The organism is Brevundimonas vesicularis (genome assembly GCF_900445985.1).
Taxonomy (GTDB): domain Bacteria; phylum Pseudomonadota; class Alphaproteobacteria; order Caulobacterales; family Caulobacteraceae; genus Brevundimonas; species Brevundimonas vesicularis_D.
Genome location: NZ_UAQP01000014.1, coordinates 995,801 through 1,014,015 on the forward strand (window position 1 = coordinate 995,801; position 18,215 = coordinate 1,014,015).

General features: G+C 64.4%; 17 protein-coding genes and 1 tRNA gene. 7 read left to right on the forward strand and 11 right to left on the reverse strand.

Translation table 11 applies throughout. The features are described from left to right. Positions 1 to 49 precede the first annotated feature (49 nt). From otsB to DT343_RS13930, 3 genes are read left to right on the forward strand one after another with little or no spacing between them, the layout of a single operon-like run. Positions 50 to 808, forward strand: a complete 759-nt coding sequence (otsB, locus tag DT343_RS13920) for a trehalose-phosphatase (RefSeq protein WP_439897230.1) — start codon at positions 50 to 52, stop codon at positions 806 to 808. Positions 809 to 812: 4 nt separating this feature from the next. Next, positions 813 to 2,597, forward strand: coding sequence for a glycoside hydrolase family 15 protein (locus DT343_RS13925; RefSeq protein WP_112863334.1), 1,785 nt, complete (start codon positions 813 to 815; stop codon positions 2,595 to 2,597). Between the two features lie 42 nt (positions 2,598 to 2,639). Then, positions 2,640 to 4,052, forward strand: coding sequence for an alpha,alpha-trehalose-phosphate synthase (UDP-forming) (locus tag DT343_RS13930; protein ID WP_112863335.1), 1,413 nt, complete (start codon positions 2,640 to 2,642; stop codon positions 4,050 to 4,052). A gap of 3 nt (positions 4,053 to 4,055) precedes the next feature. Here the strand turns inward: DT343_RS13930 and DT343_RS13935 are convergent, their stop codons facing one another. The 6 genes from DT343_RS13935 to DT343_RS13960 form a co-directional block, all read right to left on the reverse strand. Then, a complete protein-coding gene (locus DT343_RS13935; protein ID WP_112863336.1) occupies positions 4,056 to 5,030 on the reverse strand; it encodes an esterase-like activity of phytase family protein in 975 nt (324 codons plus the stop codon). Continuing rightward, on the reverse strand, positions 5,027 to 6,910 hold the full coding sequence (gene cobT / locus DT343_RS13940) for a cobaltochelatase subunit CobT (RefSeq protein ID WP_112863337.1): 1,884 nt from the start codon (positions 6,908 to 6,910) through the stop codon (positions 5,027 to 5,029). The genes DT343_RS13935 and cobT overlap by 4 nt, the downstream gene beginning before the upstream one ends. A 41-nt stretch (positions 6,911 to 6,951) precedes the next feature. After that, positions 6,952 to 8,196 (reverse strand): DUF418 domain-containing protein, encoded by a 1,245-nt coding sequence (locus tag DT343_RS13945; RefSeq protein ID WP_112863338.1) that lies wholly within the window; start codon positions 8,194 to 8,196, stop codon positions 6,952 to 6,954. 57 nt (positions 8,197 to 8,253) lie between these two features. Beyond that, positions 8,254 to 8,811 carry a phthalate transporter gene (locus DT343_RS13950; protein ID WP_066627996.1) on the reverse strand — a complete coding sequence of 186 codons (558 nt, stop codon included), beginning with the start codon at positions 8,809 to 8,811 and terminating at the stop codon, positions 8,254 to 8,256. Further along, positions 8,808 to 9,689, reverse strand: a complete 882-nt coding sequence (locus DT343_RS13955) for a 3-hydroxybutyryl-CoA dehydrogenase (protein WP_112863339.1) — start codon at positions 9,687 to 9,689, stop codon at positions 8,808 to 8,810. Before DT343_RS13955 ends, DT343_RS13950 begins: the two co-directional genes overlap by 4 nt. Positions 9,690 to 9,793: 104 nt before the next feature. Further along, positions 9,794 to 10,099 (reverse strand): YggT family protein, encoded by a 306-nt coding sequence (locus tag DT343_RS13960; RefSeq protein ID WP_017504977.1) that lies wholly within the window; start codon positions 10,097 to 10,099, stop codon positions 9,794 to 9,796. Positions 10,100 to 10,262: 163 nt separating this feature from the next. Between DT343_RS13960 and DT343_RS13965 the strand changes: the two genes are divergently transcribed. Beyond that, a tRNA-Ala gene (locus tag DT343_RS13965) sits at positions 10,263 to 10,338 on the forward strand. Continuing rightward, on the forward strand, positions 10,300 to 11,907 hold the full coding sequence (locus DT343_RS13970; RefSeq protein ID WP_112863340.1) for a site-specific integrase: 1,608 nt from the start codon (positions 10,300 to 10,302) through the stop codon (positions 11,905 to 11,907). The genes DT343_RS13965 and DT343_RS13970 overlap by 39 nt, the downstream gene beginning before the upstream one ends. 437 nt (positions 11,908 to 12,344) lie before the next feature. Here the strand turns inward: DT343_RS13970 and DT343_RS18190 are convergent, their stop codons facing one another. Continuing rightward, the gene (locus DT343_RS18190) at positions 12,345 to 12,878 is read right to left on the reverse strand and encodes a DUF6538 domain-containing protein (RefSeq protein WP_368731207.1); all 534 of its coding nucleotides are present in this window, start codon (positions 12,876 to 12,878) and stop codon (positions 12,345 to 12,347) included. 68 nt (positions 12,879 to 12,946) lie between these two features. On the opposite strand from DT343_RS18190, the gene DT343_RS13975 reads away from it, so the two are divergent. Next, the gene (locus DT343_RS13975) at positions 12,947 to 13,225 is read left to right on the forward strand and encodes a hypothetical protein (protein WP_146756761.1); all 279 of its coding nucleotides are present in this window, start codon (positions 12,947 to 12,949) and stop codon (positions 13,223 to 13,225) included. Here DT343_RS13975 and DT343_RS13980 read toward each other — a convergent pair. The 4 genes from DT343_RS13980 to DT343_RS13995 all read right to left on the reverse strand — a co-directional run bounded on the left by DT343_RS13980 (position 13,222) and on the right by DT343_RS13995 (position 14,653). After that, positions 13,222 to 13,863, reverse strand: a complete 642-nt coding sequence (locus tag DT343_RS13980; protein ID WP_258522585.1) for a recombinase family protein — start codon at positions 13,861 to 13,863, stop codon at positions 13,222 to 13,224. The two genes, DT343_RS13975 and DT343_RS13980, sit on opposite strands and share 4 nt — an antisense overlap. A gap of 14 nt (positions 13,864 to 13,877) precedes the next feature. Next, positions 13,878 to 14,114 (reverse strand): hypothetical protein, encoded by a 237-nt coding sequence (locus DT343_RS13985; RefSeq protein ID WP_003168399.1) that lies wholly within the window; start codon positions 14,112 to 14,114, stop codon positions 13,878 to 13,880. A gap of 40 nt (positions 14,115 to 14,154) precedes the next feature. Next, on the reverse strand, positions 14,155 to 14,358 hold the full coding sequence (locus DT343_RS13990; RefSeq protein ID WP_003168400.1) for a hypothetical protein: 204 nt from the start codon (positions 14,356 to 14,358) through the stop codon (positions 14,155 to 14,157). A gap of 61 nt (positions 14,359 to 14,419) precedes the next feature. Continuing rightward, positions 14,420 to 14,653 (reverse strand): hypothetical protein, encoded by a 234-nt coding sequence (locus tag DT343_RS13995; protein WP_112863342.1) that lies wholly within the window; start codon positions 14,651 to 14,653, stop codon positions 14,420 to 14,422. Positions 14,654 to 15,202: 549 nt separating this feature from the next. Here DT343_RS13995 and DT343_RS14000 point away from each other — a divergent pair. Next, the gene (locus DT343_RS14000; protein WP_112863343.1) at positions 15,203 to 18,115 is read left to right on the forward strand and encodes a hypothetical protein; all 2,913 of its coding nucleotides are present in this window, start codon (positions 15,203 to 15,205) and stop codon (positions 18,113 to 18,115) included. Positions 18,116 to 18,215 lie beyond the last annotated feature (100 nt).

The following is an 18,215-nucleotide window of genomic DNA, read 5'->3' on the forward strand; positions in this document are numbered from 1 at the left end:
CTGGCGCGTTACGCCGACCGGGGAACTAAAACAAAGAGTTTGATCGTCAATGCCGTCTCATGCCGGAGCCGCTTCGCTATTGCTCCCGACGCCGCCCGTGGTCGCCGACGAGATCGCGCTGTTCTTGGACATGGACGGCGTGTTAGCCCCTATGGCGCCGACCCCCGATGCGGTGGCGCCGACCCCCCGTCGTACGGCGGCGCTGAAGGCGGTAGAGGCGCGACTTGCGGGCCGTGTCGCCATCGTCAGCGGCCGCACCATCGCCGAGATCGACCGCATTTCCGATCATGCCCTAGTCTCCGGCTCGGGCGTGCATGGCCTGGAGCGGCGTCTGAAGGACGGCTCCATTGAACGCAAGACGCCCGACGCCGGCGTCGCCCAGGCGCTGGACGCGTTCGAGGCGTTCGCTGCCGATCGACCCGGCGTGATCGTGGAGGACAAGGGGGTCTCGGTCGGCCTCCATTATCGTCAGGCGCCGGATGAAGCCGGCGCCGCCAAGGGACTCGCCGCCGAGCTTCAGGCCGAAACAGGATTGACGCTCCAACCCGGTCATATGGTGCTGGAGTTGAAGACGCCCGGCGCCGACAAGGGCACGGCCGTCACGGCCTTCATGCAAGAGGCGCCGTTCAAGGGCGCCGTCCCGGTCATGCTGGGCGATGACCTCACCGACGAATATGGGTTCGAGGCTGCGGCGGCGCTGGGCGGATACGGCGTGCTGGTCGGACCCGAGCGCGAGACGGCGGCGCGTTACCGGCTGGACGATGTGGATGCCGTGCTCACCTGGCTTGAAGCCGTAGCGAAGGCCTGAACCGATGAAGCCCAATCTGGACCTGTTTCCCATCGGCAACTGCGGCGTCAGCGCCCTGATAGACCGCCAGGGGCGTTTCGTCTGGGCCTGCGCGCCGCGCGTGGACGGCGACCCGGTCTTTTCCGCCCTGATGGACGGCATGGCGCCCGAGCACGGCTTTTGGGCCATCGAGATGGAGAGCGTGAAGTCGATCGACCAGGCCTATGTCCGCAACACGCCGGTTCTGCGCACGGTCATGACCGCCGAGGACGGATCGTCGGCCGAGATCATCGACTTCGCCCCGCGTCACCCGAAACATTCGCGCACCTATCGGCCGCTGGCTTTCGCCCGCATCGTGCGGCCTTTGTCGGGCACGCCGCGTATTCGGGTGCGGTTGCGGCCCTCGACGGACTGGGGCGCGCGCCGTGCGCCGCACACCTCCGGATCCAACCACATCCGCTATATGTGCGCCGACGTCACCTTCCGCCTGACGACCGATTGTCCCGTGTCGCATGTGCTGGAGGAGCGCGTGTTCCGCCTGGAGCGGTCGCACGCCTTCTTCCTGGGTCCGGACGAGGGCTACGACCAGGATGTCGGCCACGGCGTTCAGGGCGCGCTGGATCGCACGGTGGCCTATTGGCAGGACTGGGTGCGCAAACTCTACCTGCCGCTCGACTATCAGGAGGCGGTGATCCGCGCGGCGATCACGCTGAAGCTATGCGCCTATGAAGAGACCGGCGCCATCGTCGCGGCCATGACGACCTCGGTGCCCGAGTTCAAGGAGAGCGGGCGCAACTGGGACTATCGCTACTGCTGGATCCGCGACGCCTATTACACGGTGCGGGCGCTGAACCGGTTGGGTGCGGTCGACATCCTCGAGAACTACCTCGTCTATCTGAGGAATCTGGTCGACGATTCCGCCGGCGGTCATGTCCAGCCGGTCTATGGCGTGGGCCTGGAGCCTGGAATCGGCGAGAGCATCATCGACAGCGTCGAGGGCTACCGCGGCATGAAGCCTGTGCGGATCGGCAATCAGGCGCACGAACATCTGCAACACGACGTCTACGGACAGATCGTGTTGCCTCTGGTTCAGGCCTTCTATGACTCACGGCTGCTGCGCCCGGGCACGCTGGAAGATTTTCACGCGCTGGAGGCGATCGGCGAGCGGGCCTTCGCCATGCACGATCAGACCGACGCGGGCCTGTGGGAGTTTCGCACCATTGCGCGGGTCCACACCTATTCGTCCGTCATGTGCTGGGCCGCTTGCGATCGTCTGGCCAAGGCGGCCGACCATCTGAACCTGCCAGATCGGGCCGCCTTCTGGCGTGAGCGCGCGCAGATCATCCGTCAGCGGATCGAAGCCGAGGCCTATCTGCCTGACGAGGGTCGATTCGCCGCCAGCTTCGGCGGCCGCGAGTTGGACGCTTCACTGCTGCAGATGACCGATCTGGGCTTCCTAGAGGCGCACGATCCGCGTCAGGTCGCCACCTTCGACGCCATCGAGCGCGACCTGAAGAAGGGCAGCCACCTGTTCCGCTATGTGGAGCCGGACGACTTCGGCGAGCCGGAGACGGCCTTCAACTTCTGCACCTTCTGGTTCATCGAGGCCCTGCACCAGAACGGCCGCATCGAGGAAGCCCGCACCATCTTCCAAGAGATGCTGAGCCGGCGGACGGCCGCAGGGTTGTTGAGCGAGGACATCTCGATCGACGATGGCGAGCTGTGGGGCAACTATCCGCAGACCTATTCCTTGGTCGGCATCATCAATTGCGCCGTGCTGTTGAGCCGTTCCTGGACCGATGTGCGTTAATGTCTGGACCCCGGGGCTGGGGTCGCCGTGTGAAGTGAAGTCATGAGCCGCCTGATCGTCGTTTCGAACCGGGTTTCGGCCCCGACCGACCCCGCCGCCGGGTCCGCCGGCGGATTGGCGATGGCCCTGTCCGCCGCCCTCAGAAAATACGACGGCCTGTGGTTCGGTTGGTCGGGCGAGCGGGTGGACCACTACACCGGCGAGGTGAAGATCGAGGACCGGGCCGGCGTCACCGTAGGGCTCGTCGATCTGGAGGGGCAGGACGTCGACGAATACTACAACGGCTACGCCAACAAGACGTTGTGGCCGCTGTTCCACCACCGCATCGACCTGGCCCAATACGAGCGGTCCTATGGCGAGGGCTATGAGCGGGTGAACCGGCGTTTCGCCGAAGCCCTGGCGCCGCTGATCCAGCCGGACGACATCATCTGGATCCACGACTATCACATGATCCCGATGGCGCGAGATCTGCGCCGCCTGGGCGTTCGCAACCGGATCGGCTTCTTCCTCCACACGCCCTGGCCGGCGCGGCAGTTGCTGGTGACCCTGCCGCATCACCGGCGGCTTGTGGAGTCTATGTTCGACTTTGACCTGATCGGTTTCCACACCCAGGAATGGAGCGATCTGTTCACCGACTATGTGGTGTCAGAGGCCCAAGGCGAGCTGGACGGCGTCGGCGGGCTGGAGTGTTTCGGGCGCAAGGTCCAGACCGGCGTCTTCCCCATCGGCATCGACGTGGACGGTTTCCTGGCGGCGCGAAATTCGGCGCTTGGGGCGCGAACCTATGATCGAATGGCGGCGTCGTCGGCCTTCCGCTCGATGATCGTGGGGGTGGACCGGCTGGACTATTCCAAGGGGCTGGAAGAGCGGCTGCTGGGTTACGAACAGTTTCTGCACGACAACGCCTCGATGCGGGGCGAGGTCTTCCTGTTGCAGGTCACGCCCATCTCGCGCGACGACGTGGACAGCTATCAGGACATTCGTTCGCGGCTGGACGCCCTGGCGGGACGGATCAACGGCGCCTTCGCCGACATGGACTGGCAGCCGATCCGGTATCTGAACCGCACCTATCGTCGGGATCAGCTGGCGGGCATCTATCGCGCGGCGCGGGTCGGTTTGGTGACGCCCCTGCGCGACGGCATGAACCTGGTGGCCAAGGAATATGTCTGCGCCCAGAATCCGGACGATCCCGGCGTTCTGATCCTGTCGCGCTTCGCCGGCGCGGCCGAACAGATGGGTGAGGCGCTGCTGGTCAATCCCTATAGTCGCGAGGAGCTGTCGGACGCCATCCAGAAGGCCCTGACCATGCCCAAGGCCGAGCGGATCCGGAAATGGGAAGCCCTGATGGACGTGGTTCGCGCGACCGATGTCGGCATCTGGCGCGACGATTTCGTGCGCGCCCTGCAAGCCGATGAATCGACCTCGCAACCGACGCAGTGGGCCGGCGCGGCCTGACGTCTAGCGCAGGTCGAAGGCCAGCATCAGGGTGCGCTGGGCCGGATTGAAGTTGTCGTCGGACAGGATGTAGAGGCGGGTCCTTCCGTCGCGCGTCTCGGCGGCGATCCCCTCGAAATTGTCGGTCGTGCCGGGCAGTTTCAGCTCGATCAACACCGGCCCCAGCGTTCCGTCGGGGGCCATGCGGCGCACGCGCGCGCGCATGTCGATGGGCGCCCGGTACAGACGCTGGACCACGAACCATCCGGACCCGGACGGATCGCGATCCAGGCCGGTGATGCGGTATTCGCTGTCGGGGATGGGGGTTGTCGGCGGCGCGCTGACGACCGTGCATCTCGCCGCCGCGCAATCCCAGACGCCGCCCGCCTCGCCAGAGACGCGCCAGCCGCCGGGGGCAACGGCCAACCCCTCCATCCCGTCGTTCTCGGTGAAGGCGAAGTCGGGCGACCGCACCGGCGTCGGCCGGGTCCGCAGCGCCGACAATGGGCCGTAGTTCCAGATGCGGTGACGCCGCTCGAAACTCACCAGCAGATCGCCGGAGGGGGTGATGGCCAGGCCCTCGGCGTCGCCGTCCGACTTGTCGGAAATCGCGGCGCCGTCCTGAAGCGTCAGCCGGCGCGAGCGGAAATGATCCAGCCCGACCAGCCGCCCCCGGGCGTCCAGGCGAATGTCGCCGCGCACCAGATCACCGGTGTCCGATACCGTGACGAAGCCGCCGTCGCCGGTCAGCTTCAGGTCCGACAGGCTGTGCAGCGGGGAGGTCGGCGCGGCGCTGACCTGCAGGCCGCCGGCAAACATCACGCCGTCGGCCAACTGCGTGCCGCCGGGCAAGCCCAGGCTGACGCTTCGCAGTTCCGCGACCTGGGGCGTCCAGCCGTCCGACGACAACGGATAGGGACGCGGCGCGCCCAGCGAGGCGGCGCAGGCCGACAGAGACAGGGCGATCCAGACACTGGCCAGCCGGCCGAAACGGCTCATGCCGCCAGCTTTCGCTTGGTGCGACGGGTGGGACCGGCCGCGCCCTCGTTCTCGAACAGTTCGGCCAGCTTCTCAGTCATGGCGCCCGCCAGCTGTTCCACGTCCACGATGGTCAGGGCCTTGCGATACCAGCGGGTCACGTCATGGCCGATGCCGATGGCCAGCAGTTCGACCGGCGACCGATCCTCGATCTCGGCGATCACCTGGCGCAGGTGCTTGTCCAGATAGAGGGCCGCATTGGCCGACTGGGTCGAGTCGTCCACCGGCGAACCGTCGGAAATCACCATCAGGATGCGGCGCTGTTCGGTGCGGGCCAGCAGGCGGCCGTGAGCCCATTGCAGGGCCTCGCCGTCTATATTTTCCTTCAGCAGACCTTCGCGCATCATCAGGCCCAGGTTCTTCTTTGCCCGGCGCCAGGGCGCATCGGCGGCCTTGTAGATGATGTGGCGCAGGTCGTTCAGGCGGCCGGGATTTTGCGGCTTGCCCGCGGTGATCCAGGCCTCGCGGCTCTGCCCGCCCTTCCAGGCGCGGGTGGTGAAGCCCAGGATCTCGACCTTGACGCCGCAACGTTCCAGCGTCCGCGCCAGGATGTCGGCGCAGACCGCCGCCACCATGATCGGCCGCCCGCGCATCGAGCCGGAGTTGTCCAGCAGCAGGGTCACGACCGTGTCGCGGAACGGGCTTTCGCTCTCGGCCTTGAACGACAGGGGGGCAGTCGGGTCGGTGACGATCCGGGTCAGCCGCGCCGTGTCCAGCATACCCTCTTCCAGATCAAAGACCCAGGAGCGGTTCTGCTGGGCCAGCAGGCGCCGTTGCAGCTTGTTGGCCAGGCGCGACACGACGCTGGACAGGATGGCCAGTTGGCCGTCCAGCAGGGCGCGCAGCCGGTCCAGTTCGACGGGGTCGCACAGGTCGGCGGCGTCCACCACCTCGTCGAAGGCAGTGGTGAAGACGCGGTAGACATCGACCGCGCGACCGTCGTCGGCCGTCTGCTGACGGTTCGGCTGCTGGCCTTCCTGAAGTTCCGGGCCATCGTCGGCGCCTTCGCCGTCGGGATCGGCGGGCGCGCCTTCGGGGCGACTTTCGCGCTCCTGCTCGGAAGACTGATCGTCGGCGTCGCCCTCCATCGACTGGGAGCCTTCGCCGCCGTCCTGCTCTTCCTCCTCGTCCTGATCGTCGTCGGCTGCGGGGTCCTGAGGATCCGGTTCCTCGTCGCCGGGATCTTCGGACGTATCCTCGCCGCGCCCGTCGCCGGGGTCGAGGTCCAGCGCGCGCAACACCTCGCGCATCTTCAGCGCAAAGCCTTCCTGATCGCCCGCCGTGCCGGCCAGGGCGTCCAGCTTGGCGCCGGCCTTGGCCTCGATGTTGGCGCGCACCAGATCCAGCATGGCCCGGGCGCCGTCGGGGGCGGGGCGCCCGGTCAGCCGCTCGCGCACCAGAAGCGCCACGGCTTCGGACACCGGCACGCGCTCGGCCTCGCTGATGCGCAAGGCGCCGGTCTTTTCCAGCCGCGTGATCAGGGCGGCGCCCAGATTGTCGCGCACCCCGGCCAGATGTTCCGAACCAAAGGCCTCGACGCGCGCCTGTTCGACCGCATCGAACACCTCAGCCGCCTTGGCGTCCGCTGGCCGCATCCGGCTGTTCACCGCCGCATCGTGATTGGCCAGACGCAGCGCCAGCCGGTCGGCCTGGCCGCGCAAGGACGCGCTCTCGGGCCCGGACGGATCGCGGGGCGGATGGGGCAGGGTCAGGACGCCGTTCGACAGCTTGGGCCCGTCCGACCCGAACACCACCTCCAGCTCGGGCTGTTCGGCCAGCGCCCGCGCGGCATGACCCAGCGCGCGCTTGAAGGTTTCGGCGGGAGTATCCGGGGCGGCCATAGCCCTCAGTTAATCGCTTCGCGCCTGCGATAAAAGCGCCGTCAGCCGCCTTTTGAAATCGGCACCCGCCGACCATAGGTCAGACAGCGCCAAACCCACTCCAGCGGCCCCATGCTGAACCGCGACAACCACAGCGGCGACCAGATCAGCTGCAGCGCCCAGACCGCCAGAACCAGGCCCCACATCTGGACATAGTCCGCCCGTCCGAACAGGCGCGGTCCCCACGGCATGTAGAAGATCGAGGTCATGATCAGGGTCTGGGTCAGATAGTTGGTGAAGGCCATCTGTCCCGCCGGCCGCAGCGCCGCCGTGATCCAGGCCGCCCCTCGCGTCGTCGCCAGCACGATCAGGCTGACATAGGCAAGGGTGACGAAGATGGGGAAGGAGGCGACGACCTCCGCCAGGCCGCGCGTCGGGTGGGTTCCGGCCGGGGCCATGGCCTCGCGCCATTCCAGCACGCCCAGCAGGGCCAGCACGGCGCCGCCGACGGCGATCAAGGCGACATAGACCCCGTTGGGCGCCCGGCCGCTGAACACGCCGGCCTTGAACAGACCCAGTCCCAGCATCATCAGCGCCACGGTCGAGAAGACAAACATCGTCAGGCTGGCGCCCTGCAGCAGCAGCCAGTTCTGAAGGTTCTGGCCCATCGCCCCGGCCCATCCGCTGCGATAGGCGGCGATCGACTCCGTCGCCATGGCGGCGGTGTAATGCGGCCCGCCCTGGTTCATCGCCTCGGTGATCGCCGGCGGGCCGGCGACCATCAGCCAGGTCGCGCCCGCCTGCATTGCGCCCAGCAACAGGGTCACGCCCAGGCCGATACCGATCAACGTCCCCGCCCGCATCGACCGCATCAGCATCACGAACAGGCCCGACCAGGCGTAGAGCAGCAGCACGTCGCCATACCAGAAGGCCAGGCCGTGGATCAGGGCGATGGCGGCCAGCCAGAAGAGGCGGCGTCGCAGCAGTTTGCCACGCGCCGTATCGTCCCGCTCGCCCCCGACCAAGTAGATCGAGGCGCCGAACAGCATCGAAAACAGGGTGATGAACTTCTGATGGAAGAAGACGTCCATCGTCCAGCGCGCCACCGCGTTGGCGCCGTTGACCGAAAACGGGCTCAGGCTCGCGTCCTGATAGACCATGACCGGCAGGCCGAACGAGACGACATTGACGGCCAGAATGCCCAGCACTGCGAGGCCCCGCATGACGTCCAGGCTGGCGATGCGCGAGGTCGCCGCGACGGGCGACAGAATCTCCGCCGCATCCTTGTCCGTGTCGTCCATGGTCATTCTCGGATCCCCCAATCCTCGAACTCAGGCGTCAGGCGCGAATGCCAACCCTGCTTTTCAGCTTTTGGGCATCAGGCCCAGCCGGTCCTTGACCGCCGGCCGCGCCTCGAAGGCGATGAAGGCGGCGCACAACCCGGCCCACAAGGCATAGCTGACGCCCACGATCATGGCGATGGGCAGGCCGCCGACGCCGAAGATCAACAGGGTGGTCTCGGTCGCGCCCAGGGCCTGCATCACATCGCCGGCCTCGAACCAGCCCATCACGCTCATGCCCAGGGCGACGACGATCTGGACCAGGGCCGCCGCCAGGCCGCCGTACATCATGAAACGCCAGACGACGCCCAGCCGCGTGCCAGGCCGGCCGTCACGCTTGCGCTCGTTCAGCACGCGATAAAGCGCCAGCGGCACGGTGATCAGGCCGATCAGCATCACCACCAGCCGCCAATCCATGTCGCGGCCCGGCAGATAGGCGTGGGGCCGCCAGAAGGGCAGGGTCAACCATAGGGGTGGCCAGGCCGCGCCGGCCAAACAGGCCAGAATCCGAGGCGTCCGCCCAGGCCGCGCGGCGATGGTCGCCTGACCGGGTAGGTCGGAATAGCTCTCGAACCGACTCATCGCGTCGGCGCCGGCGCAGCGCCGGAATAGTCGTAGAAGCCGCGTCCGCTCTTCCTGCCCAGCCAGCCGGCCTCGACATATTTCACGAGCAGGGGGCAGGGGCGGTATTTGCTGTCCGCGAGCCCGTCATACAGCACGTTCATGATGGCGAGGACGACGTCCAGACCCATGAAGTCCGCCAGTTCCAGCGGGCCCATCGGATGATTGGCGCCCAGGCGCAGCGCCTTGTCGATCGAGGCCACGTTGCCTACCCCTTCGTACAGGGCGAAGATGGCCTCGTTCATCATCGGCACCAGGATTCGGTTGACGATGAAGGCGGGAAAATCCTCGGCGTCCGTGGTGGTCTTGCCCAGGCTTTCGGCGAAGGCGACGGCGGCGGAATGGGTCTCGGCCGAGGTGGCGATGCCGCGAATGATCTCCACCAGCTTCATCACCGGCGCCGGCTTCATGAAGTGCAGGCCGACGAACCGGTCCGGCCGGTCCGTCGAGGACGCCAGGCGGGTGATCGAGATTGACGAGGTGTTGGACGCCAACAGCGTCTGCGGCCCCAGGTGCGGCACGACCTGCGCATAGATGGCCTTCTTGACGGCCTCGTCTTCCAGCGCCGCCTCGATGACCAGATCGGCGCCGGCGACGGCCTCCGCCATCACGTCGCTCGTCGTGATGCGGGTCAGGGCCGCATCGGCGGCGGCCTGATCGATCAGGCCGCGGCCGACGTGGCGCGCCAGGCTGGCCGCGATCTCGCCCTGCGCCAGCGGCAGCCGGTCGACGACGACGTCATAAAGGCGAACCGAATAGCCCCCGAGCGCGACCGCCTGCGCGATGCCTGCGCCCATCTGTCCGGCGCCCAGAATGGCGACTGTGGTGATCGAGGTCATGAACCGTGGTCGAAAGTGGTCGGGCGGGCACCTTTAGAAAGGAAGGCGCGCGGCGCAAGAGCGGATCAACCCTCTCGCATCAGATTTCCGCCCGCCGTGTCGCCTCAGCCGAGCAACTGGATCAGGGCCGGCGCCGCCGTGCGGTTGAACAGCACGCTGATGAACTGCAGCAGCAGGATCACCACGATGGGCGAGATGTCGATGCCGCCCAAGTTCGGAATGATGCGGCGGAACGGCTCCAGCAGAGGCGCGGTGACCCGGTCCAAGAAGGTCCCGACCGAATAGACGAAGCGGTTGCGATAGTTGACGACGTCGAACGCCACCAACCAGCTCAGAATGGCCTGGGCGATGATGAACCAGATCATCAGACTGATGATGGTGTTGATCAACCAGACGAGCGCATAGCCCATGAACGGTAACTCCTGCTTGGATCGGCGCTTCTAGCCTGTTCGCCCCTGCTCCGACAACGGCCGTCTCCGACCTGCGCGCTTTGCGCGCACAAGCCCGTTGACACCACGCCCGCCCGCCTTCTATGTCCGCCACGCCTGTGAAACCCGATCCCACGCTGGAAACGGGGCCGTAGCTCAGTTGGTAGAGCGCGTCGTTCGCAATGACGAGGTCAGGGGTTCGACTCCCCTCGGCTCCACCAAATCCTTGTTCCACAAGGGTTTGGTCGGAAACAGGCGAAAAAACTGACACCACGCTGCTACACACGGCCTCCAAGAGACCGTCGAAAAAGCGTTCCTCTACAGTTAGTTCACCGTCCCGAGGCTGTAGCACCACCTCGTCGCACACACCGTCCAAACGGCCTCCCAGACCCTCTACACGGTCACATAATGCTGGGCGGCGGCAATCGTCTGGCCTGATCGTCCGGGGATCGACCTACTACCTTCGTCTTCGTGTCCCTCGACCGTTGGCCGGGATCATCGGCAAGACGCACGTCATGAAGTCTCTGGGCACGGGATATCGGGCGGATGCTGTCCGTCAGGCTCGGATCGTCGCAGCGATGTTGGAGCAGGAGTGGCGGGACATCGAGACCCACGGCGTTCAGCCTGTCATCGTGCTCCCACCCGAGCGACCAAAGCCCGCAGCCACGCCCACGGCGGCGCCAGCGGACAAAACGCTTCGCCAAGCCTTTGAACTCTTCCGATCCGACCCTGCAAAGCAGCGCACTCGGAAGACGGACCTCCATTATCTTAACCTGATCGAACTAACGGTCGGCCTCTGGGGGGAAGACCGCACCATCCGCTCCATCGACCGCGAAGCCTCGCGTGAGCTTCTCGAAGTGCTCCGCTGGCTCCCCTCCAACGCCGAGAAGAAGTTTCCGAAGCTGTCGCCTCTCGCCGCCGCGCGGATGGCGAAGGAGAAGGGGCTTACCGGAAGGCTCTCGCCCGCGTCGGTCAACGGCTACATGTGCAAGTTCCGGGCGGTGATGAACTTCTGTCAGAACGAGGGTTGGATCGAACGTAACCCAGCCAAGGGACTTCAAGTCATCGACCGGGTGAGACGGCGAGATAAACGTCTGCCTTTTTCCACCGAGCAGCTACGCCTGATCTTCGACGCTCCGATCTTTCGCGGTTGCGTTGACGACTGGGCCGGATACTCCACGCCCGGCCCCGCACGTCCACGTCGCGGGCGTTTCTGGGTGCCTCTCATCGCCCTGTTCTCGGGCATGCGAATGAACGAGATCTGTCAGCTACACGTCGCAGACATCCATCGGCTCGATGGCGTGGACTGCTTCTTCGTGACCGAAGGTCCGTCCGATACTGACAACGGAAAACGTCTGAAGACCGCCGCCAGCGAGCGGTTCATCCCGGTCCATCCGATGCTGATCGAAATCGGGTTCATGGCCTTCGTAGAGCAGCGGCGAGCGGCGGGCGCCGTTCGTCTGTTCTCCGAACTCCAAAAGTCCAGCACCGGCTACTACAGCGACCCCTTCTCGAAGTGGTTTCGTCGCTTCCTTGAGCGCGCTGGCGCGATCCGAGAGAAGACCTGCTTCCACTCGTTCCGGCACTGCTACCGGGATGCGCTGCGAGAAGCCCGTATCGAGCATGAAGTCGCTCTCGCCCTCGGAGGCTGGTCGTCAGCGAACGGAAACGAAGGCGGCGAAACCGCCGCTGCTTACGGTCGAGGCTATCGCGCCCAGACGCTGTATGAAGCCATCGGCCGGATAGCCTATCCCGAACTCGACCTGTCCCACCTCGTCAGACACGGATGACGAAGATGCGTTTGCGGGCAGTCAACGAAACCACGGCTTCGGTCGTTAGTCGTATATGTTCCGACGCATTCACCGTCTCGCAGTCGCGTGTGCCGCAATAGTCCTTTTCGGATGTTCGAAGCCGCCTGAAGCGGCCCCGACCCCGGCGGGCTTCCATCGCATCGACGCGGTTGGTCCCTTTTCAGTGGCCATTCCTGATGGACTCACTCGCCTGCCTGTCATTGGCGTGGATACAGAGGTGGACGAGTTCGTAGGGGATGGTCTGCGCCTCGGTCTCTCGCATGGATCGTATGGTTCAGTGCCGCCTCCACAGGTCGGGTTGATCGACCATTCGACCGGTGACCTTGAGGTCGATGGAAGGTCGGGGACGTGGGCAGCCTACGAGCGTAGTGCCGATCAGGTGGCTGACGGCCTTCCGCACGCATGGATCGGCGCGGTTAGAGCCCCCCCTCGCCGGGGTGCGGCTCCTGCGGAGCCTGTCGGGCTGACGATCTATCTATCCTGCCGCACGAAGCAGATTTGCGAAATCGGCCCCAAGGTGGCGGCAACGGTGCGGTTTGAGCGATAGCCCGTCGTTTCACGGATGTCGGCGAGACAGCATCCGCCCGATATCCCGTGCCCAGAGACTTCATGACGTGCGTCTTGCCGATGATCCCGGCCAACGGTCGAGGGACACGAAGACGAAGGTAGTAGGTCGATCCCCGGACGATCAGGCCAGACGATTGCCGCCGCCCAGCATTATGTGACCGTGTAGAGGGTCTGGGAGGCCGTTTGGACGGTGTGTGCGACGAGGTGGTGCTACAGCCTCGGGACGGTGAACTAACTGTAGAGGAACGCTTTTTCGACGGTCTCTTGGAGGCCGTGTGTAGCAGCGTGGTGTCAGTTTTTTCGCCTGTTTCCGACCAAACCCTTGTGGAACAAGGATTTGGTGGAGCCGAGGGGACGGCCGTGTGGTCGCTTTCGTCGGTCATGGTGGCAGTGCGCGACTCGGTTGGTTAGGAGATCGCCAAGGCTCTGATTGGACGGGGGGAAGGTCAACGTGTGGAAGCTGGATCACATCGTCCCGGCGTCCGATGTTGACGTCGAAGAGCAGCGTCTCGCCGAGGTGCTTGCGAAGGCGGGCTACGATGTCGGGAAGCTGTCGCTGAACGCACTGGCCCAGCAGGTGCTGGCCGAGCGGGCGAAGGCGGTAGTGATGTCTATCGGCATCGAGCCGTCGAACTGGCCGCACTACCCGCTCGGCAATGGCGGCGTCGAGGTGCGCTTCCAGTTCAGCCGCGAGGAAGATCAGGTGAACGCGAGGCTGGCTTTGGCTTAGGCCGGGACGCTCTCCATCGAGCGCTTGATGGCGGTCACCGTCATGGGCGAGGCACGATGGAGCCGGGCGGTGGCGCGGATGCCCTGACCGTCCGCCAACGATTTCCTGATCGCTTCCACACGGTCGTCAGGCATAGGCTTCCGCCCGGACTTCTTGGTCGTGCGACGCAGACCGGCGAGGATGCGCTCTCGGATCATGGCGCGCTCGAACTCGGCGAAGACGCCCAGCATCTGGAACATCATCCGGCCTGAGGGCGTCGAGGTGTCGAGGCCCTGCTGGTGCAGGTAGAGGTCCACATTCTTGGACTGGATGTCGTTCAGGAAAGCCACGAGGTCGGGGAGGCTCCGGCCGAGGCGGTCCACGCTCCACGCCATGATCTGCTCGAAGTCCTTGCGCGCCACGCCCTTGAGCAGCGCGTCGTAGCCGGGGCGCCGATCACGTCCCTTGACGCCAGAGATGCCTTCGTCGGTGAAGGTCGCGGTGACGGTCCAGCCCTGACGCTCGGCGACGGCCAGCAGATCGCGAAGCTGGTTCTCGACGGTCTGGTTCTTATCGGCCGTGCTCACACGGGCGTAGATCGCGACGCGCTTGGTCAGGGGTGTTCTCCGATTGCAGTTGGGAGAACGTAAGGGTCTCATGGATCGGCAGAGCGTCAATCAGATCGGGCGAACGACCGCTCTTCCCTCGGCGCGATGAAGAGCCGGTCGCAGTCGTCACCGCTGGTCAATGGGATGACCTCAAACTCTTCCCCTGCCGCCTCCACGGCTTCAGCGGCCAGTTCGTTGAACTCCTGCTCGAAGCCGGATCGGCGGAACAGCACCACGCCGTCCTTGGCGTCGAGCACTCCATACGCCGGGGAGCCTTCGAGAAGGGTGTTGAGCCGATCCATGTTCTTGGAAGGCGTGAGGCGTCGGATGGTTCAGAACGGCTCAGTTGGGAAGTGAGGCGACGATCCCGGCAGGCCGTCGTGCGGGCGCCGTCAGGCGCGGTCGCTCCGCTTCCAGTGCGGCAATGGCGTCGTATTGAAAGGCGAGTCGTAGATAGTGCTGACGATGCTCGACGACGAAGGTCTTGCTGGCCTGCTCTCGGGCCAGCGCAGCCCGCAGTCGATTATAGCTGGTCGGAAGACGCATGCGATCTGAACGCCGATCACAGGGCCGCGCTCCCCAACCGTTGTTTTCGAGGTGACTCCGCTCAGCGAGCATCAACCGCGTCCAGCGGCATGACGAACATTTGGCTGTAGCCTTGGTGACCATCGCTCGTGGTGAAGACCACGAACTCCTCGCCCGCCTGTTCCGCCGCCTCGCGCACGATGTCGCTGAACTCGTCGATGTGGTCGGGCTTGCCGATCAGCGTGAACCCGTCCCGCTCGACCTTTACGTCGTAGGCGGGGGCGCCGTGCTTCAGTTTTTCCAGAAGCCGTCCCATGGCTGAAGCAGAACACGGCTCTGCCAACGGCACAAGCTGAGCCGGAAAACAGATGGAAGCGGGCACAAAATATCGACTACGCCAGCACTGCGTTTGCGGGCCGTGAAACACAGCGATTTCCACCCCTGTTTTCGAGAACGGTCGTAGTGGGATTTTCGAGCGATCTTCCAGCCGATGTCATCGCGATCTGGCTGAAGCCTCTGTCAGGATCGCAGCCGACCTCGCTCCGACTATGCCGCCAACTTCCAACCCGATCTGGCGGCGGCACCCTTGGGCACAGGGGAGAGAGGAGTTTCCCCCTTTATCGGCTCTCCTAATAAGACCTCTATTAGCAAGTCCGTTAACGGGGGAAAGTTCGGCTGGAAGACAAACTGGTCGCTCCGCTCCTTCCAGCCCCCCCTCTGCCTACGTCGAAAGATATGGCCGCCGCCAGTTCTCGAAGGTTATAAGTAAGGGAAGGTGGCGGACACCGTTGGAGGTCATGTTCCAACGAGGATCAGCAGGTCGATCACGTCCGTCATCACAACCCCGACCTGACACGACCTTACTATGAACACCTATGAACCCATGTGGGCGAAGTATTACGCCCCGAAGCTGTCCGCGCGTGAGATCAACCAGTTCCGTCGAGCGGAAACGCGAGACCCATCGCTGCTGCTCACCGACGTCATCCAACCAGAATCTTTCGATCCCAAGACCCGCCGCTACATGGCTGTCGCAAACCGGAAGGAGGTCAGAGGAAGAAATCATTTCCTTCGAGCCGAACTGGGAGAAGGCCGAGCAGAGTGGGAACTGCAATGCCTCTTCACGAACGCCTTGCAAATGTCCTTCCCTTGGGAGGACGACTTCAGTCGTCCGTCAGATCGTGTGGAGATCGCGCGCCATCACATCCTCACCATCGAGTTCGACTCTCCGAGCCTTCCATTCTTCAAGCAGCAGCTTTCGTGGTTCCGGTTCGGGAAGAAGCCGACTGACAGCCCCATCGGCAAATTCCTTCGTCACCTGCGCGCCAAGTATGCCGACGTCGCGGGTCTGAACGTCACCTACTCCGGCAACAAGAGCTTCCACTACCACTTCGTCGTCGAGACCGCTGTGGTCGCAGGCGCTGTGTCGGAGCCGTCAAGCGCGCGGCTTGGTTTCCAGAAAGCGTGGGACCGTCTTCGAGACGAGTTCGTCAACTCCACCGATCTCATGGTCCCATCAACCGAACGACCGGATGAGAACCTTCGGAACCCGGAAAATTTTCGGCGTCTCCCCAACGGCATGCGTCTGAACGATAAGGAAGATCACTCCTTCGGTGTGCCGGTTGGCGATGTGCTGATGCAGGTCGTGATGTGGGAACACCTGACGCTCCAGCGAAGCCGAGGCGGCAGCCAGACGCTTCTCGTTCCCGCCGACTTCTCGATGGTGGCCTCAACATCCTGCAAGGCGCCTCGGGCAGGTGGCGCACAAGTTCAGACCACGATCCAGCCGGGCGAAGAGGCATACTGCGCCGCCAAACTCGAAGCGATGTTCAATGGCGTTGAGGCTTGGCCGAAGTTCGCGGGCTTCGACCGTTCACAAGGTGATCTGCGGGCGCAGTTCTTCAACTCGCCCGGCGACAAGAACCCGACGTCGATGATGCGATCCGACTTCGCGACCGTGTTGGTGCAAGGCGCCAATCCAGATGGCCTGACCAATGTTGAGGACGCGGGGGGCACCTTGATGCCTCGACTTCCGCGCGCACTCGGCGAGATGATGGAACTCTGGTCCGAAGAGCACCGGCAGCGTCAACTTGGTCCCGGCGGTCGGGTGCGGGCGCCGGTTGAACAGCAGTTCGCAGATGCCGCCACGAGCAGGTCCGCTGCTACCGGCGCGCTCGGCGATGTGATCTACGACCTCATCACCAGCAAGATTACTCGACCGGGTGCCGATCTGCTGTGTGCGCCAGAGGGCATTAGCAAGTCGGGCACCTTGCTCGTGAACCTGCCTCGATATCACCGGCTTCTGTCTGGCCATGGTTTGCCGTCGTGGATCATGTTCGCATCACCGACCTACGAGGGTGCGGAAGAGAAGGCTCAAGCCTTTCAGGACGCAATCAGGGTGGCCGACAAGGACCAGTTCGCTGCGGTCGTGCTGCCTTCGTTCTCCAGAATCTACGAGGAAGAGTTCGGTGGCCGTGGGACGGGATACATCACTCATACAGAAGCCGCCCGGTCGGGTTTCTCATCTCGTTTCGACGCTATTGGCAAACTCCAGCCGAGGATCATGGAGCGTATTCGCAAACGGTATGCGGCTCTGCGTGACGCCTACGAGGGCCGACACCCCATCTTCTTCACCGTTCATCCGGTGGCCCAATCGTGGGGCAGCGGTCCTGACAGCCGCTTGCTGCTTTCGCCGATGTTCTGGAACAATCCGTCACAACGCGCCTCGCTTCGGGCGGGGCTGATGGAGGAGAGCCGCTTGGGCTTCCTGATCCACGACGAGATCGACGCCAAGAGCATCGTCGATATGCACCCTGCCGACACAGTCGCGACGGTGCGCGCGTTGGCTGAAGGTGCTGGCTGGACATCGAAGACAACGAAGGCGACGAAGTTCAAAGATCATCATCGGTTTATGGGGCAGCTTCCACTTTCACAGTTCGTGTCTTTCGAGGAGGCATGCCGCATCGCCGAGGTGGGTGAAACGGAGTGGGATGTCGTCGCGGTGCAGCCCGCCGGTGAGTATGGTCCGCGCTCGAACGGCTTCGAGAATATCTACGATCAGGCGGAAGAGCGTCACTGGTGCCTCCGCGCCCGCATCTGGGCGAATATCGCCGCCCACAAAACTCTCATCCTCACGACGGAGGCAGTGCCTGTCGCCTTGGCCGAACGCGCCGGTCTGTGGGACATTACTGCGCTCGACACTCCGCTGATCGAGAGGGATCGGGTCGAAACTCACCCGTTGCGGTCCTTGAAGTCATCGACGGCCGCCCAGCACGTCGCCGACTGGACGGCAGAAGCTGAAGCGGTCGGATGCGAGCTTTTCGCGATTGGCAACAAGCTCGACACGCTCGAAAATACGCGCTCGCATATTGCAGCGAAGGGTTCGAACGAACTCATCGGGAAGGACATCATCCAAACGATGACGCTGATGACCCCGGACGAATATGCGCGCTATCAGGCCCTTAATGCGTGGACCACCCGAGGTGATCTCGCCCGGCTCAAGCACATCGACGACATCAACCAATCCGCCGGGCGCAACCTCGGCTTCCGCGCGCCTCAAGGCGGGCCAAAACCCAGCCACACGCTGCTGATCAACCGACGACTGTTCGATTGCCTCGTTCCGCTGTTCAGCCACCTTCGCTACGATCTCGTCGATGCGACGGCGGCCCAGTCGCGGAAGAATGCTCGAAAACGCGGCCAGAAGGTTCTGCATCCGCTCCTGACCAGTGGAAGCCGTCAACTCGAAAGAGTTAGAACTGCACTGACCGACCTCGCCGCCTGACTTCGCGGGGCTATGACGCGGTGAAGCCTCTGAAACTTTGGCTACGGCCGTTGACGCAAATGGCGGATTGGATCAGCGGAACTGTCGCGCTATACGCGAA

Coding starts and splice junctions, on each gene's coding strand:
- otsB (WP_439897230.1), top strand. CDS start 50: ATGCCGTCTCATGCCGGAGCCGCTTCGCTATTGCTCCCGACGCCGCCC.
- DT343_RS13925 (WP_112863334.1), top strand. CDS start 813: ATGAAGCCCAATCTGGACCTGTTTCCCATCGGCAACTGCGGCGTCAGC.
- DT343_RS13930 (WP_112863335.1), top strand. CDS start 2,640: ATGAGCCGCCTGATCGTCGTTTCGAACCGGGTTTCGGCCCCGACCGAC.
- DT343_RS13935 (WP_112863336.1), bottom strand. CDS start 5,030: ATGAGCCGTTTCGGCCGGCTGGCCAGTGTCTGGATCGCCCTGTCTCTG.
- cobT (WP_112863337.1), bottom strand. CDS start 6,910: ATGGCCGCCCCGGATACTCCCGCCGAAACCTTCAAGCGCGCGCTGGGT.
- DT343_RS13945 (WP_112863338.1), bottom strand. CDS start 8,196: ATGACCATGGACGACACGGACAAGGATGCGGCGGAGATTCTGTCGCCC.
- DT343_RS13950 (WP_066627996.1), bottom strand. CDS start 8,811: ATGAGTCGGTTCGAGAGCTATTCCGACCTACCCGGTCAGGCGACCATC.
- DT343_RS13955 (WP_112863339.1), bottom strand. CDS start 9,689: ATGACCTCGATCACCACAGTCGCCATTCTGGGCGCCGGACAGATGGGC.
- DT343_RS13960 (WP_017504977.1), bottom strand. CDS start 10,099: ATGGGCTATGCGCTCGTCTGGTTGATCAACACCATCATCAGTCTGATG.
- DT343_RS13970 (WP_112863340.1), top strand. CDS start 10,300: ATGACGAGGTCAGGGGTTCGACTCCCCTCGGCTCCACCAAATCCTTGT.
- DT343_RS18190 (WP_368731207.1), bottom strand. CDS start 12,878: ATGACCGACGAAAGCGACCACACGGCCGTCCCCTCGGCTCCACCAAAT.
- DT343_RS13980 (WP_258522585.1), bottom strand. CDS start 13,863: ATGAGACCCTTACGTTCTCCCAACTGCAATCGGAGAACACCCCTGACC.
- DT343_RS13985 (WP_003168399.1), bottom strand. CDS start 14,114: ATGGATCGGCTCAACACCCTTCTCGAAGGCTCCCCGGCGTATGGAGTG.
- DT343_RS13990 (WP_003168400.1), bottom strand. CDS start 14,358: ATGCGTCTTCCGACCAGCTATAATCGACTGCGGGCTGCGCTGGCCCGA.
- DT343_RS13995 (WP_112863342.1), bottom strand. CDS start 14,653: ATGGGACGGCTTCTGGAAAAACTGAAGCACGGCGCCCCCGCCTACGAC.
- DT343_RS14000 (WP_112863343.1), top strand. CDS start 15,203: ATGAACACCTATGAACCCATGTGGGCGAAGTATTACGCCCCGAAGCTG.